Genomic DNA, 14,411 nt, shown 5'->3' on the forward strand with positions numbered 1-14,411 from the left:
GGGCGGTCGCGTGCCCACCGCGCATCCGCATCGGTGGTGGGAATGGTGGGCACGGCGCGCGATAGCTCGGCGAAACAAGCCGTCAGATGGGCGCGCCTTTGCCCACCCTACAGAGAGCCGGCCGTTAATCTCACCGCTGTCATCCCGCACAAGCCGGCCGACGCGAAGCGGCGGCGGGCGCAGATCCGGGATCCATACGCTGTGCAGCTGGTGGGGTGCGCGGAACGGGCCGCCTGCCCGCTTCGGAGATCACGCGGTATGGGTCCCGGCGTTCGCCGGGACGACAGTGTTGGTTGGGACTGTCGGCGGGGCAGATCGCCCGCCGGGGCTGTGAGCCGCGCCGCTGCAAGCGGCGTGACGTCAACGATGCCTTATGCCTCAGCCCCGCAGGGCGCCGCGGACGACGTCGATGATGCGGGCCTGGGTCGGCTCGTCGAGATAGGCGTGCATCGGCAGGCTGATGACGTCGGCGGAGAGCTGCTCGCTGACCGGCAGGCCGCCATCGGCGCTCGGAAAGATGCGGTAGGCGGTCTGCTGGTGCATCGACTTCGGATAGTAGATCGCGGTCGGAATGCCCTGCGCCTTCAGCGCCGCGGCGAAGGTGTCGCGATCGATGCCCTTGGGCAGGCGGATGGTGTATTGCGCCCAGACCGAGGTGCAGCCCTCGACGAGGCGCGGCACCTTCACAACATCGGCCAGCGCGGCCGTGTAACGCTCGGCCACCTTGTTGCGCGCGACGATCTCGTCCTCGAAGATCCTGAGCTTCTCGATCAGGACCGCGGCCTGGATGGTGTCGAGCCGCGCGGTGAGGCCGAGGCGGACGTTGTCGTATTTGTCGCTGCCGCCGCCATGGGCGCGCACGCTGCGCAGGCGCTCCAGGAGGCCGGCATCGTCGGTGAGGATGGCACCGCCGTCGCCGAAGCAGCCGAGCGGCTTGGCCGGATAGAAGCTGGTGGCGGTCGCCAGCCCGAAGGTGCCGATGCGGCGGCCCTTGTAGCTGGCGCCGAAACCCTGCGCGGCGTCGTCGAGCACGAACAGGCCTTCGTCCCCAGCGATCGCGGCCACCGAATCATGGTCCGCGCTCTGTCCGAACAGATCGACCGGGATCACGGCCTTGGGCTTGAGCCCGAGCCGCTTGGCGGTGGCGATGCCGCGCCGGAGCGAGGCCGGATCGATGTTGAAGGTGTCCTCCAGCACGTCGACGAACACCGGGGTGGCGCCGGTGAGCGCCACGGCCTCGCCGGTGGCGCAGAAGGTGAAGGACGGGCACAGCACGGCCTCGCCGGGGCCGATGCCCTGGGCCATCAGCACCATCAGCAGTGCGTCGGTGCCGCTGGAGCAGCTCACCGCGTATTTGGCGCCGCAGAATGCGGCGAGCTCAGCTTCGAGCTGGATGATTTCGGGGCCGCCGAGAAACTGGCAATGCGCGAGCACGCGGGCGACGGCGTCGTCGAGCGACTTGCCGAGCCGCTGGCGCTGCGCGGCGGTGTCGATGAACGGAATGGGCTGATGACGCAGGTGCTGATTCATGAGCTCTGACAAAGGTTCGGATCGAGACGATGGGGTGAAGCGGAGGCGTGGCCGGCTAGCCGGCCACGGCGCGACGCTTGGTGGCAGCCGCCTCGGCGGGACGATGGCTCGAGGTCTCCAGGCACTGCGTGGCGATCGCCAGACTCGCGACGCCCTCGTCGCCGGTGACAGCCGGCGAGGTGCCCGAGCGCACCGCGTGCAGGAAGGCGATCAGCTCGGCGCGCAGCGGCTCGTCATGGCCGACCGGGAGATGGCGCATCGAGTAGCTACCATCCGGCTTGAAGCCGAAGCACTCGGTGACCTGGCGCGTCAGCAGATCGCCCATGATGTACTTGCCCCGCGTCGCCACGGTGACGTTGCGCGCCTTGAACGGCGTCAGCCAGTTGGTGTTGATGTGGGCGAGCACGCCGGAGGCGGTGCGGAACTGCAGGAGCGCGATGTCCTCGCGCTCCGCCACCGCACTCGACAGTTGCGGCTGCACCTCGATGATGTCGGACTCGGTGAACCAGCGGATGAGGTCGATGTCGTGCACGGCGAGATCGATGACGACGCCGACATTGGACATGCGCGGCGGGAACGGGCCGACGCGGGTGATCGCGATCGACAGGAGGTCCTCGCCGGCGATCGCCTTCTTGATCGCGGCCACCGCCGGATTGAAGCGCTCGACATGGCCGATCATCAGGGTGACGCCGGCGCGATGCGCGGCCGAGACGATCTCCCTGCCCTCGTCCACCGTGGAGGCGATCGGCTTCTCGACCATCAGATGCACCTTGCGGGCGATGCAGGCGAGCGCGAGCTCATGATGCAGGTGGGTCGGAGCCGCGACGGTCACCGCATCGACGCCCTCGGCGACGAGTTCATCGAGCGTCTCGAAGGTCGGGCAGTTCGCAAGCTCGGTGACGCGGCTGCGATGCGCCGGCAGCGGATCGACCACGCCGACCAAGTGCACATCGGGCAGTCCGGCGAGCACGCGGGCATGGTTGCTGCCCATCACGCCGGCTCCGATGACGCCGACTCGCAGCGCCTGCCTCAGCTCGGCCTTGTGGCCCGCCCCCTTGGAACTCATGTCATCGACCCCATCAATGTCCCCGGATTGCGACGTCACGGATTGGCCATGACGGTTAACGAACTGCAAATCACCGGTCGAAGCTCTCCTAGCATGCCGGTTGAAGCGAGGCGAATGCGGAAACCTTTTTCAGGACACGATTTGATTCAGAAAGTTACATCGGGCGCGGACGAAAACCGCTGTCTTTTGAACGGCGTGTGCGATGCCCTTCACGTGTGGCAAGTGCCCTGTTCACGCGTCACGACAGGCCGCGGACAGAACGGTTGCGGCGCCTTCACGCCTGCGTGTTGGCCGCAGCCGGAGGTAACGCGGTGGATCCCGCCAGCGAAGGAGATCACGTCACATCGCGGGAGAACACCCATGACCCTCAGCCTCGCCTCGCTCCGCTACGCCTCATCCTTCGCCGTGCTGCTCGCCTCGCTTACCCCGTGGTCGCCGTCGGTGGCCGCCGTGGATCGGCCTGTCGTCATCGAGCTCTTCACCTCGCAGGGCTGCTCCTCCTGCCCGCCTGCAAATGCCTATCTGAACGAGCTGGTGCGGCAGCGCCGCGACGTGCTGCCGCTCGCCTTTCACGTCACCTATTGGGACCGGCTGGGCTGGAAGGACCCGTTCTCATTGCCGGCCGCCACCGATCGCCAGGCCCGCTACGGCAGCCGCTTCGGCGACGGCTCCTACACGCCGGAGATCGTCGTCGACGGGGTGACGGGTCATGTCGGCTCCAACAGGGCCGAGGTGGGAGCCGCGATCGATCGCGCCAGGGGCGCGAGCGCGACGGCGGCGCCGGTCAAGCTCGCACGCGATGGCGACAAGCTCGCGGTCGAGGTCGGCGGCGGTGAAGGACGTGGACGCGTCGTGCTGGTCGGCTTCGATCATCGGCATGAGACGGCGATCCGCCGCGGCGAGAATGACGGCCGCACGCTGGAGGAGCTGAACGTGGTGCGCTCGGTGCGCACGCTCGGCGATTGGAGCGGCACGGCGCTGCGCCTCACCGAGCCGATGCCGGAGGGCGAGGATGCGGCCGTGCTGCTCGAAAGCCCGGAGGGGCGCATCGTCGGTGCCGCGCGGCTATAGCTTCGACCGCCTGTCAGGCGGACGCGCAGGTGCGGCGCCAGAACAGGCGGTAGCCCTCCTCCACCTTGCGCGTGTAGGTCTCGACATTGCCGGCGGCGGAGCTGCCAACCATCGCCGGCAGCTCCGTCCGCAGCTTCGCAAGCTCGGCCGGCTGCCCGGCGTGCTTCAGGGCGATGGCGATGTAGCCGTCGTCGTCCTCGGCCACGAAGTCGCCGAGCCCGACCGCCGTGTTGATGGCGGCTGCCGCGCGCGCTGCCGCGCCGTGGCCGAGCTTCGCGATCACGGGGACGCCGGCCTGCAGCGACTCCCAGGTGCTGACGCCGCCATTCTGCGGAAACGGATCGAGCGACATGTCGATGCCTGCGAACTGCGCGATGTGCTGATCGCGCGTCGACAGACCGAGGCAGGTGATGCGCTCCTGCGCGATGCCATGCGCCACGAACCGCGCGACGAGGCCGTCGCGCAGCAGGGGCTCGTCGAGCGCGCCGTTCTTGATGACGATCCGCGCGTCCGGCAGCGCGCCCATCAGGCGCGACCAGAGCGCGAGCGCAGGCTCGGAGATCTTGTCGATCCGGTTGAAGACGCCGAAGGTGACGTAACCGTTGCGCAGCATCGGCAGTGGCGTCGGCTGCCATCCCTGCAAGGGATCGGTGGTGATCACGGCCGGCAGGTCGTAGACCTGCTCGGCGAACAGATGACGTGCAGCTTCGGGCACGGTCACCGGATCGGCGAAGAAGTAGTCGATCGTGGGGAGGCCGGTGCCGGTGCCGCTGCCCCAGGCCGTGACCTGGACCGGCGCCGGCTTGCGCGCGAACACCGGCAGCCGGTTGCCGGCGGAATGGCCGGAGAGATCGACGAGGATATCGACCTGATCGGCCTCGATGCGATCGCTCAGCTCCTCGTCCGACATCTGCCAGGCGTCGACCCAGAGGTCGGCGGCCGCGCGGCACAGGTCCGTCATCGTGTCGCGCAGCGGCGAGCAGGAGTAGCAGATCACCTTGAACGCGGCGTGGTCGTGATGACGCAGCGCCGGCAGGAACACCAGCGCCGCCGAATGGCTGCGGAAGTCGGACGAGACATAGCCGATCGTCAGGCGCCGCTCCGGATCACGGTCACGCACCGGCGCCGGACGGCGCGCGACCTGGCTGCCGATCCTGGTCCACCATTCGCGTCTCGCCGCCTGATGCTGGGCGAAATCGGTGTCTGGCATGAAGTCGAGCAGGAATATCCTGGCGGTGATCGCATCGCCATAGTCGGGCTTGAGCGCGAGCGCGCGCTCGAAGTGCTGCAGGGCCGTCGTGAGATCGCCCTGCTTGCAGAAGCATTCGCCGAGCCAGGTCCAGGCGACCTCGGACGCGGGATTGATCTCCAGCACCTTGCGGCAAGCGTCCATCGCCGGCGCGATGTTATCCCTGATCACACTGAGCTGCGCGAAGCCGAGCAGCGCCACCTCCTGTCGCGGATCGAGCGCCAGCGCGGCCTCGAAATCGGGCATCGCCTTGTCGAAACGTCCGGCCTGCTGATGCAGCCGGCCGCGCTGTGCCAGCACTTGCGCGGCGTTCGGCTTGATGGCGAGGGCAGCGTCGAAGGCCGCCAGCGCCTCATCGGAATGGCGCAGGGCGATGCTGGCGAGCCCCTTTCCGAACATTGCCTCCATGTGGCGCGGGTTGAGCGACAACGCGCGATCGAAGCTCTGGTTGGCCTCCGTGTTGCGACCGAGCGGAAGCTGCGCCATGCCGCGATTGCAATAGGCGTCGGCATAGTCCGGCTTGAGCGCGATCGCCCGATCATGCGCGGCGATCGCCTCCTCCGGCCGCCCCAGGCGCATCAGCGTGTTGCCGAGACCCGTGAGCGCCACGAGCAGGTTCGGCTTCAGCGCGATCGCCCGCTCCTGGCATTTGCGGGCGTCCTCGAAGCGTTTGCGGTTGAACAGCGCGAGGCCGAGATTGGAGAGCGCCTCGGCATGCCGCGGCTCGATCTCGACCGCCTTGGTCAGGGCCTGCTCGGCGAGATCGGGCTGGCCGCCGTCGAGCGCCGCAACGCCGAGCAGGTGCAACGCATCGAAATGATCGGGCAGCAGCGCCAGGATCTGTCCGCAGATCGCCTGCGCCTCGGCGTGACGGCCGGCACGATACGCCGCCACGGCGCGCGGCATGAGCTCGTCAGCCTGCTTGCGATGCTTCTTCTGCAGTCTCGCATTCTGGAAGGCGCGAGAGCCGACATTGCTTGCCAAGAGACTTGCCTCCACGGGTGGCGTGCAGATCGCGGGAACGCGGTGAACTCACATGCGGCACGAGCGGATGCCGCGACACCAGGACTAGCCGGCGCCGGCGCAATGGCGACGCCAGAACAGGCGGTATCCCTCCTCGACCTTGCGCGTGTAGGTCTCGACATTGCCCGCGGCCGAGCTTGCGACCATCGCCGGAAGCGCCGCCCGCAGCTTCGCCAACTCAGCCGGCTCCGAGGCCCACTTCGCGGCGAGCGCGACATACCCGTCGTCGTCTTCGGCGACGAGCTCGCCGAGCCCGACCGCCGTGACGATCGCGGCTGCGGCGCGCGACGCCGCGCTGCAGCCGAGCCTGGCGATGACCGGCACGCCGGCCTGCAGCGACTCCCAGGTGCTGACGCCGCCATTCTGCGGAAACGGATCGAGCGAGATGTCGACCTCGGCAAACTGCGCGATCTGCTGCTCGCGCGTCGACCAGCCGAGACAGACCACGCGCTCCGGCGCGACGCCTTGCGCGGCGAAGCGCGCCAGGAGACGGTCACGCAACAGGGGATCATCGAGCGAGCTGCTCTTGATCACGATGCGCGAGTCCGGCAGCTGCTGCATGATCCGTGTCCAGACGATCAGCGCAGGATCGGAGATCTTGTCCAACCGATTGAACACGCCGAAGCTCACAAAGCCATTGCGGAGCATCGGCAGCGGTGTCGGCGCGATGTCCGGCAGCGCTTCAGTGGTGATCACCGCCGGCAGGTCATGGACCTGCTCGGCGAACAGATGACGCACCGTTGCGGGCACCGTGACCGGATCGGCCAGGAAGTAGTCGATCGTCGGCAGCCCCGTGCCGGTGCCGCTGCCCCAGGCCGTGACCTGGACCGGGGCGGGCTTGCGGGCAAACAGCGGCAGGCGATTGCCGGCGGAGTGGCCGGAGAGATCGACCAGGATATCGACGCCGTCGGCGTCGATGCGGTCGGCGAGTTCGTCGTCCGACATCTGCGCGGCGTCGACCCAGAGATCGGCGCAGGCACGGAATTGCGCCGTGACGGCATCCTGCACCGGCGAGCAGGCATAGCAGGCGACTGCGAAATTCTGCGGGTCGCGATGCCTGAGCACCGGTAGGAATGTCAGCGCTGCCGAATGATTCCGGAAGTCGGAGGAGACGTAGCCGATCGTCAGACGCCGCTCCGGGTCGAGATCGCGCTTCGGCGCCGGCCGGCGCCGGATGTGGGCGCCGATCCGCTGCCACCATTCGCGCCGTGCCGCCTGCTGGAGCGCAAAGTCGGCCTCCGGCATGAACTCGAGCGTGAAAATCTTCGCAGTCATGGCCTCGGCAAAATCGGGCCTGATTTCAAGAGCGCGATCGAAATGCTCGACGGCCGCAACGACCTCGCCCTGCTTGGCGTAGCAGATGCCGAGCCACAACCAGGCCTCCTCGGAGCGCGGATTCCGCTCCAGCACCTTGCGGCAGGCATCGACGGATTGGGCGACGTCCTTGAAGTGGCCGAGCTGGGCCTTGCCGAGCAGCGCCATCTCCAGCATCGGATCGTGCGCCAGCGCCGCCTCGTAGTCCGCCTTCGCCTGGTCGAAACGGCCGGCCATCTGATGCAGCCGGCCGCGCTGCGCCAGCACCTGCGGCGCACCGGGCTTGACCGCAAGCGCCGCATCGAAGGCCGCGAGCGCCTCGGCGTGATGACGCAGGTTGATGCTCGCCAGCCCCTTGCCGAACATCGCCTCCATGTGGCGCGGATTGAGCGACAGTGCGCGATCGAAGCTCTGGTTGGCCTCCGTGTTGCGACCGAGCGGAAGCAGTGCCATGCCGCGATTGCAATAGGCGTCGGCATGGTCCGGCTTGAGCGCGATCGCCCTGTCATGCGCCGCAATCGCCTCGTCCGGCAGGCCGAGGCGCATCAGCGTGTTGCCGAGACCTGTTTGAGCAACCACGAGGGTCGGCTTGAGCGCAATCGCCCGCTCCTGGTATTTGCGCGCCTCCTCGAAGCGCTTGCGGTTGAACAGCGCGAGGCCGAGATTGGAGAGCGCCTCGGCATGTCGCGGCTCGATCTCGACGGCCTTGGTGAGCGCCTGCGAAGCGAGATCAATTTGGCCACCGTCCAGTGCCGTCACGCCGAGCAGATGCAGGGCATCGAAATGATCGGGCAGCAGCGCCAGGATCTGGCTGCAGATCGCCTGGGCTTCGGCACGGCGACCGCCGCGATAGGCGGCGACGGCCGCGGGCATCAGCGCATCGGCCTGCTTGCGATGCTTCTTCTGCAGCCTCGCATTCTGAAACGCGCGGGAACCGACATCGCTTGCCAAAGACGGCCTCCGAATAACGCGTGGAACTACATATCGGGCTTGTTCACGCGCGACCTTGCTTCAGGCCGCGACGGATGGGCCTCAGCCGCCAGTGGCGCAATTGCGGCGCCAGAACTGGCGATACCCCTCCTCGACCTTGCGCGTGTAGGTCTCGACATTGCCGGCGGCCGAGTTGGCCACCCGCGTCGGCAGCTCCGCGCGGAGCTGAGCGAGCTCGGCCGGCCGCGCCGCGTGTTTCAGGGCGATCGCAATGTATCCCTCGTCGTCCTCGGCCACCCAGTCGTCGAGCCCGATCGCCTTGACGATCGCGCCGCCGGCCCGCGACGCCGCGCTGCTGCCGAGCTTGGCGACCACGGGCACGCCGGCCTGCAGCGATTCCCAAGTGCTGACGCCGCCATTCTGCGGGAACGGATCGAGCGAGATGTCGATGTTGGCGAACGCTGCGATGTGCTCGTGGCGCATCGAGGCGCCGAGACAGGTGAGGCGGCTCTCGTTGACGCCGTGCGCGGCGAAGCGGGCGATCAGCGTGTCGCGCAGGAATGCGTCCTCCAGCGCGCCGTTCTTGATGACGATGCGGGCGTCCGGCAACGCTTGGAGCAGCGTCGACCAGACCCTCAGCACCTCGTCGGATATCTTGTCGACGCGGTTGAAGACGCCAAACGTGACGTGGCCGTTGCGCAGCATCGGCAGCGGCGTCGCCTGCGCTCCCGGCAGCGGATCCGTCGTGATCAGCGCCGGGAGATCGTAGACCTGTTCGGCGAACAGCGGCCGCACCGCCGATGGCACCGTGACCGGATCGGCAAAGAAGTAGTCCATGGTGGGCAATCCGGTGCCGGTCGCGTTGCCCCACGCGGTGACCTGGATCGGCGCCGGCTTGCGGGCAAACACGGTGAGACGATTGCCAGCCGAGTGGCCGGAGAGATCGACCAGAATGTCGACCTGGTCGGCCTGGATGCGATCGGCCAACTCATCGTCGGACAATTGAGATCCATCGACCCAGCCGTCGGCCGCGACCTTGCACTGTTCCGTCACGGAATCGACCAGCGGCGAGCACGAGTAGCAGATGACCTTGAATGCCGCGTGGTCGTGATGGCGCAGCACCGGAAGGAAGGTCAGCGCGGCCGAATGGCTGCGGAAGTCGGACGACACGTAACCGACCGTGATGCGGCGATCCGGGTCGCGGTCGATGGCGGCAAGCTGGCGCTGCGGGATATGCGCGCCGATCCGCTCCCACCATTCGCGGCGGACGGCCTGATGCACGGCCACGTCGGCGCCGGGATAGAAATCGAGCGCGAAGATCTTCTTCATGATCGCATCCTCGAAATCCGGCTTGATCTCGAGGGCGCGGTCGAAGTGCTGGATGGCGCCGGCGGTATCGCCCTGCTTTGCGAGGCACGTGCCGAGCCAGATCAGCGCCACCTCCGACGCCGGATTCTGCTCCAGCACCCGCTTGCAGGCCACCATGGCCGGCGCGATCCGCTCGGTGAGCACGCAGACATGGGCCTTGCCGAGCAGCGCCGCCTCCAGCCCGGGGTCGGTCGCCAGCGCAGCATCGAAATCGGCCTCGGCCTCGGCGAACCGTCCCATCTGCACGTAGAGACGGCCACGCTGCGCGATGACCGCCGCCGTCCCCGGCTTCATGGCGAGCGCCGCGTTGAAGGCAGCGAGCGCCTGCTCGAGATGCCGCAGATTGACGCTGACCAGTCCCTTGCCGAACGTCGCCTGCATGTGCCGCGGCGCCAGCGCCAGGGCGCGGTCGAAACTCTGTTTGGCCTCTTCGCTGCGCAGCAGGAGCAGTTGCGCCATGCCGCGATTGCAATAAGCGTCGGCAAAGTCCGGCTTGAGGGCGATGGCGCGGTCATGCATCTCGATCGCCTGCGCGAACAGCTGCATGTTCATCAGGGTGTTGCCGAGGCTCGTCAGAGCCGTGGCGAAATTGGGCTTGAGCGCAACGGCGCGCTCCTGTACCGCGCGCGCCTCCTCGTAGCGCTTCATGCTGAACAGCACGAGGCCGAGGTTGGCCAGGGCCTCGGCATTGCGCGGCTCCACGGCGACCGCGCGGGTCAGGGCCTGCTCGGCGAGGTCGAGCCGGCCGCTATCGAGCGCGGAGGCGCCGAGAAGGTGCAAGGCGTCGAAATGATCGGGCACGAGGGCCAGAGCCTGTCCGCAGATGGCCTGGGCATCGGCATGCCGGCCCGCCCGGTAGGCCTCGACGGCCTTCGGAAGCAGGCTATCGGCCTGCTTGCGATTCTTCTTCTGCAGGCGCGCATTCTGGAACGCGCGCGATCCGATCGTGCTTTGCAACGAAGCTCTCCGGCGGACGACGTCCGGGGCTGTCTAGCACGGCTCGCGTGATTCGAGGCGAGACCCGCCCTACTCGCGGCGGTAATCGTCCTCGATGCGGATGATGTCGTCCTCGCCGAGATAGGACCCGGTCTGGACCTCGATCAGCTCCAGCAGGATCTTGCCCGGGTTCTCCAGCCGGTGCACCGCGCCCATCGGAATGTAGATCGATTCGTTCTCATGCACGGTCTTGACGGTCTCGTTCACGGTGACCCGCGCCGCGCCGCGCACCACGATCCAGTGCTCGGACCGGTGATAGTGCTTCTGCAGCGACAGGCGCTGGCCAGGCTTGACGATGATGCGCTTGACCTGATGACGCTCGCCATTGTCGACCGACTGATAGCTGCCCCAGGGCCGGTGCACCTTGATGTGCGCCTCGGTCACTTCGGGCGCCACGGTCTTGAGCTTGGCGACCAGCCGCTTCAAGCCGTTGGCATCGCGCTGGCGCGACACCAGCACGGCATCCTGCGCCGCCACCACGACGAGATCGTCGACGCCCTCGAGCGCGACCAGCGCCTTGTCGGTGACCACGTTGCAGTTGCGGGAATCCTCGAACACGGCGGTGCCGCGCGCGGCATTGCCCTGCCCGTCCTTGTCGGACAGTTCCCAGACCGCATGCCAGGAGCCGACGTCAGACCAGCCGCACGACACCGCCACCACGGCGGCACGTTCGGTCTTTTCCATCACGGCATAGTCGATCGAGATCGGCTTGGCCGCCGCGAAGGCATCGGAATCCAGGATGATGAAACCGAGGTCGCGGCCGGCCTTGGAGACAGCGTCGATCACCGTCTGCACGCTGCCCGCGTCGAACTTGCGGTATTCATCGAGCAGGACCGACGCGCGGAACATGAAGTTGCCGCTGTTCCAGAGATAGCCCTCGCGGATGTAGCGCTCGGCGGTCGGCTGATCCGGCTTCTCGACGAATTTTGCGACGGCCCGCACTTCCCCGGATACCGATGCACCCGGGCTGATATAGCCATATTCGGTGGCCGCGCGCTCTGGATTGACGCCGAAGGTGACGATGCGGCCGGCCTCGGCGGCAGCGAGCCCCTGCCGGCACGCCGCGAGGAAGGCCGCGGTGTCACGAACGACGTGATCGGCCGCAAGCGCCAGCACAACGGCGTCCTGGTTGCGCGACTGGGCGAAGGCGGCCCCGGCGGCGATGGCCGGGCCAGAATCACGCCGCATCGGCTCCAGCAGCACGTCCGCCTCGATACCGATTTCGGCCAGTTGCTCCAGCACCATGAAGCGATAGGCAAGGTTGGTGATGATGATCGGCCGTTCGAACAAATCGGCATCGGATACGCGCAGCAGCGTGTCCTGGAACGTGGAACGGGCGCCGAACAGCGGCAGGAACTGCTTTGGGCGAACCTCCCGCGATGCCGGCCACAGCCGGGTCCCAGCGCCGCCGCACATGATGAGAGGAATGATGCGTCCGGTCATGAATCAACCCGTTAAATTCGGTGATAGTCGCGGTACCATTTCGCAAAACGTCCGATGCCGTCGGCGATCGAGGTCGCCGGCCGGAAGCCGATGTCGCGTTCGAGGTCGCTGACATCAGCATAGGTCGCTTCGACGTCGCCGGGCTGCATCGGCAGCATCTCCCTGATGGCCGGCCGCCCGAACTCCTTCTCTAGTAGTACTATCACGTCCATCAGCTGTTCGGGATGATTGTTGCCGATATTGTAAATCCGCCATGGCGCCCGGCTGCTCGACGGATCGGGCCTGTTTCCATCCCAATCCGGGTTTCCCTGGGGCGGGCGGCCGATCAGGCGGACGATGGCCTGCACAATGTCGTCGACATAGGTAAAATCACGCCGCATCCGGCCTTGATTGAACAGCTTGACCGGCTGCCCTGCGAGGATGGCCTTGGCAAAGATGAACATCGCCATGTCGGGACGGCCCCAGGGGCCGTAGACGGTGAAGAAGCGCAGCCCGGTGGCCGGCAGGCGATAGAGATGGCTGTAGGAATGCGCCATCAGCTCGTTCGCCTTCTTGCTTGCCGCATAGAGGCTGATCGGATGATCGACATTGTCCTTGACCGAGAACGGCAGCTTGGTGTTGGCGCCATAGACCGATGAGGACGATGCGAACAGCAGATGCTCGCAGCCATGATGGCGGCACCCCTCGAGGACGTTGATGAAGCCCTCGAGATTGGCATCGACATAGGCGTGCGGATTTTCCAGCGAGTAGCGCACGCCGGCCTGGGCCGCGAGATGCACCACGGCGGGAAAGCGATGCTGGGCAAACAGCGCCTTGATGCCGGCACGGTCGATGAGATCGAGCTTGTGAAAGGTGAAGCCGGGCGCCGCCTTCAGAATGTCGAGCCGCGCCTCCTTCAGCTTCGGATCGTAATAGGCGTTGATGTTGTCGATGCCGACCACCTGCCGTCCCTCGGCGAGCAGCCGCTGCGACAGGTGAAATCCGATGAAGCCGGCGGCGCCGGTCACGAGGATGGGATGATCTGCCATGGTCGCTCCGTCAGGGTCGCCACAGTTCGATGGCGGCGGGTTTGCTCGCGCGGTCGAGCTTCATCTTGACGTCGAGCACGAGGCCGCTCTCCTCGCCGAGGAGGCTCTGAACCAAAGGCCAGCCTCCGGCCAGGAACTGATCGTGCGACACGGCCAGCACGACCGCGTCGGCTGGACGCAGCGCGTCAACTGCCGTGAGGCCGATGCCATACTCCTCGTGCACCGCCGCCGTATCGGCCAGGGGATCGGCGACCTGCACCTCGACGCCGAACGACTGCAGTTCGCTGATGATGTCGATCACCCGCGAATTGCGGATGTCCGGCACATTCTCCTTGAAGGTCATGCCGAGGATCGTGACGAGGCCGCTGCGCCCTTTCCGCTTCAGCAGCCCGCGAATGCATTCGCGCGCAATGCGCCGGCCCATCTCGTCATTGATGCGGCGGCCCGCCAGGATGACCTCAGGATGGTAGCCCGCCTTCTCGGCGCGATAGGTGAGGTAATAGGGATCGACGCCGATGCAGTGACCGCCGACGAGGCCGGGCGTGAAGGGCAGGAAGTTCCACTTGGTGGCGGCGGCTGCGAGCACGTCGCCGGTATCGATCTCGAGCGCCTGGAAGATCAGCGACAGCTCGTTCATGAAGGCGATATTGAGATCGCGCTGGGTGTTCTCGATCACCTTCGCCGCCTCGGCGACCTTGATCGAGGGCGCACGATGAATGCCGGCCGTGACGACCGAGCCATAGACGGCCGCCACGATCTCGAGCGTCTGCGGGTTCTGTGCCGAGACGACCTTGGTGATGGTCTCGAAGCGATGCGTCTTGTCACCGGGATTGATGCGCTCCGGCGAATAGCCGACGTTGAAATCGGCCCCCGCCTTCAGGCCCGAGCAGCTCTCCAGCAACGGGACGCAGTCTTCCTCGACGGCGCCCGGGTAGACGGTCGACTCATAGACGACGATGTCGCCGTGCTTCAGAACGGCGCCAACGGCGCGCGTCGCGGCCAGCATGGCGCCCAGATCGGGCCGACGTGCGCTGTCGATCGGGGTCGGAACCGTGACGATGAAGAAATCGGCAGTCTCGATATCGGCCGGCTCGCTGGTGAAGCGCAGGCCCGGCCGCCGCAGATCGCCCGCATCGACCTCGCAGGTCCGATCCCTGGCGTCCTTCAGCTCTGCGACGCGGGCCGCATCGATATCGAACCCGATCGCCGGGCAGCCTGTCCGCGCGAACGCAGCCGCGACCGGCAGGCCGACATAGCCAAGGCCTATCACCGCAATCTTCCGGCCATGAGACATAAATTGATATTCCGGTCGTTTCGGAGGCCATTGACGCCACCCCTGCGACTGTTTAGCCACCGGGGCATCAGGACCGCAAGGGGCGGCTACGGCTCCCCT

At 66.9% G+C, this 14,411-nt stretch carries 9 protein-coding genes; 1 reads left to right on the forward strand and 8 read right to left on the reverse strand.

Features of this window, described 5'->3' with window-relative positions; translation table 11 throughout:
• Nucleotides 1–378 precede the first annotated feature (378 nt).
• Together QX132_RS16360 and QX132_RS16365 are read right to left on the reverse strand one after the other, a co-directional pair.
• Nucleotides 379–1,530 carry a DegT/DnrJ/EryC1/StrS family aminotransferase gene (locus tag QX132_RS16360; protein WP_316161943.1) on the reverse strand — a complete coding sequence of 384 codons (1,152 nt, stop codon included), beginning with the start codon at nt 1,528–1,530 and terminating at the stop codon, nt 379–381.
• Nucleotides 1,531–1,585: 55 nt separating this feature from the next.
• Nucleotides 1,586–2,596 (reverse strand): Gfo/Idh/MocA family oxidoreductase, encoded by a 1,011-nt coding sequence (locus tag QX132_RS16365; RefSeq protein WP_316161945.1) that lies wholly within the window; start codon nt 2,594–2,596, stop codon nt 1,586–1,588.
• Nucleotides 2,597–2,956: 360 nt separating this feature from the next.
• On the opposite strand from QX132_RS16365, the gene QX132_RS16370 reads away from it, so the two are divergent.
• The gene (locus QX132_RS16370; RefSeq protein WP_315782692.1) at nt 2,957–3,667 is read left to right on the forward strand and encodes a DUF1223 domain-containing protein; all 711 of its coding nucleotides are present in this window, start codon (nt 2,957–2,959) and stop codon (nt 3,665–3,667) included.
• Between the two features lie 13 nt (nt 3,668–3,680).
• On the opposite strand, the gene QX132_RS16375 is transcribed toward QX132_RS16370, so the two are convergent.
• The 6 genes from QX132_RS16375 to QX132_RS16400 all read right to left on the reverse strand — a co-directional run bounded on the left by QX132_RS16375 (nt 3,681) and on the right by QX132_RS16400 (nt 14,312).
• Nucleotides 3,681–5,900 carry a tetratricopeptide repeat protein gene (locus tag QX132_RS16375; RefSeq protein ID WP_316161946.1) on the reverse strand — a complete coding sequence of 740 codons (2,220 nt, stop codon included), beginning with the start codon at nt 5,898–5,900 and terminating at the stop codon, nt 3,681–3,683.
• Nucleotides 5,901–5,984: 84 nt separating this feature from the next.
• Nucleotides 5,985–8,204: a tetratricopeptide repeat protein gene (locus QX132_RS16380; protein ID WP_316161948.1), complete on the reverse strand. Its 2,220-nt coding sequence runs from the start codon at nt 8,202–8,204 to the stop codon at nt 5,985–5,987.
• Between the two features lie 81 nt (nt 8,205–8,285).
• Nucleotides 8,286–10,508 carry a tetratricopeptide repeat protein gene (locus tag QX132_RS16385; protein WP_316161950.1) on the reverse strand — a complete coding sequence of 741 codons (2,223 nt, stop codon included), beginning with the start codon at nt 10,506–10,508 and terminating at the stop codon, nt 8,286–8,288.
• A gap of 69 nt (nt 10,509–10,577) precedes the next feature.
• A complete protein-coding gene (locus QX132_RS16390) occupies nt 10,578–11,990 on the reverse strand; it encodes a mannose-1-phosphate guanylyltransferase/mannose-6-phosphate isomerase (RefSeq protein WP_316161951.1) in 1,413 nt (470 codons plus the stop codon).
• Nucleotides 11,991–12,001: 11 nt separating this feature from the next.
• A complete protein-coding gene (locus QX132_RS16395) occupies nt 12,002–13,018 on the reverse strand; it encodes an NAD-dependent epimerase (RefSeq protein WP_315782701.1) in 1,017 nt (338 codons plus the stop codon).
• A 10-nt stretch (nt 13,019–13,028) separates the two neighbouring features.
• Nucleotides 13,029–14,312, reverse strand: a complete 1,284-nt coding sequence (locus QX132_RS16400) for a nucleotide sugar dehydrogenase (protein WP_315782703.1) — start codon at nt 14,310–14,312, stop codon at nt 13,029–13,031.
• Nucleotides 14,313–14,411 lie beyond the last annotated feature (99 nt).

Source organism: Bradyrhizobium sp. SZCCHNRI20481 (assembly GCF_032485055.1).
In the GTDB taxonomy this organism is placed as follows: domain Bacteria; phylum Pseudomonadota; class Alphaproteobacteria; order Rhizobiales; family Xanthobacteraceae; genus Bradyrhizobium.

Bases quoted from the DNA above. Each gene is read 5' to 3' on its own strand.
- QX132_RS16360 (WP_316161943.1), bottom strand. From the start codon at position 1,530: ATGAATCAGCACCTGCGTCATCAGCCCATTCCGTTCATCGACACCGCC.
- QX132_RS16365 (WP_316161945.1), bottom strand. From the start codon at position 2,596: ATGAGTTCCAAGGGGGCGGGCCACAAGGCCGAGCTGAGGCAGGCGCTG.
- QX132_RS16370 (WP_315782692.1), top strand. From the start codon at position 2,957: ATGACCCTCAGCCTCGCCTCGCTCCGCTACGCCTCATCCTTCGCCGTG.
- QX132_RS16390 (WP_316161951.1), bottom strand. From the start codon at position 11,990: ATGACCGGACGCATCATTCCTCTCATCATGTGCGGCGGCGCTGGGACC.
- QX132_RS16395 (WP_315782701.1), bottom strand. From the start codon at position 13,018: ATGGCAGATCATCCCATCCTCGTGACCGGCGCCGCCGGCTTCATCGGA.
- QX132_RS16400 (WP_315782703.1), bottom strand. From the start codon at position 14,312: ATGTCTCATGGCCGGAAGATTGCGGTGATAGGCCTTGGCTATGTCGGC.